The following is a 1,171-nucleotide window of genomic DNA, read 5'->3' as shown; positions in this document are numbered from 1 at the left end:
TTCAAACTTGATACTAAGCATTTAGTTAAATAGGTCACCGTTGGTTTGTTCGAGCGCTTCCAAGTGGGACACAATAAGTTTTGGTCGTTTCGCTGCAATTCGACCTTTTTCATCTAAACGGCTAACGATACCGACTAGCTTACAGCGCAAAAACAGAAGAGGTTTATATTTAACGACACTACCCACATCAGGATAAGCAGTAAGAATGTGCCCTAAATATTTAAAGCCTAAGGAGTTGGATGTTTTATTTTCCCTCGTAACTTCGCCTTCAATCACAACCGTTGCACCGTGCACTAGCTCAGGTAAAACTAAAACTTCATCGTCATCTTCACTGTCATCCTTACAGAAGATTGCTTTGTCTTGTTTACCAATAGTAACTTCGTCCTTAACCCCATCGCTGTATGTTCCAATTTTCAACGAGCGTCCTTCAGCTATATTACGAGCTAATTCTTCTAGCAATTTTGAGTTGGAATCTAGATAAATATCTAACGCAGGCTTTGGAACATATATGTACTCCCCTCTATTGTTGGGAATACCGATAAGTTCGTTATTATTTTTAAACTTAAGGTTGGACAGATCTTTTTTACCCGTTTCTCCTAGATGTTTGCTGATTCGTGCAAACCACTTTAACCCATCTAGTGCTTTCGAGAATATTGAGGTGAAGCCGAAGTTCTCAAAATCGTTCTCAGCCATTTTTGACGCAGCTTTACTAAAATAAGCGGTCGCAACAACCCCAAGTCCAGCTTGCGCCCACCCAGCAACTGTTTCTGGAACTAAAGCTTCCCAAGAACCCTTTTGGACCCTCATTGGAATTTCAAAATCAATATGCTTCAAGTCTGGTGCTTGTTTAGAAATAAGCTCTCTGATTGCTCCATCATATGCGAGTAGAGCTTTAGCTTGTCTTCTGCCGTCCATTAACCCGTTTTCTACTAACTCACCATCGTACTTTATATAACCTAAGTACTTTTCTTGTTCCATTGTCAAACCTCAAAGTCATACTGATTTGAGACTGATATAGCAACGAACCAAAGTAGTAGCTATACATCAGTGTCATAAAGCAAAATTGCCCTTGTGATACTACTTTTGCATGAAATTGAGCGCAATAATAGAAGCGTGATGCGCTCTGCGAATTGTGACGAGATCGCTTAAAATGCATAACGCCCGGCTAAGG

Annotated in this window: 1 protein-coding gene; it reads right to left on the bottom strand. The window is 40.3% G+C overall.

Annotation, left to right across the window (positions count from 1 at the left end; all coding sequences use genetic code 11):
- Positions 1-21: 21 nt before the first annotated feature.
- A complete protein-coding gene (locus DD616_RS17265) occupies positions 22-978 on the bottom strand; it encodes a hypothetical protein (RefSeq protein ID WP_208871989.1) in 957 nt (318 codons plus the stop codon).
- Positions 979-1,171 lie beyond the last annotated feature (193 nt).

It is taken from the genome of Vibrio anguillarum (genome assembly GCF_003390515.1).
In the GTDB taxonomy this organism is placed as follows: Bacteria; Pseudomonadota; Gammaproteobacteria; order Enterobacterales; family Vibrionaceae; genus Vibrio; species Vibrio anguillarum.
This window is presented reverse-complemented; position numbering and strand designations above follow the sequence as displayed.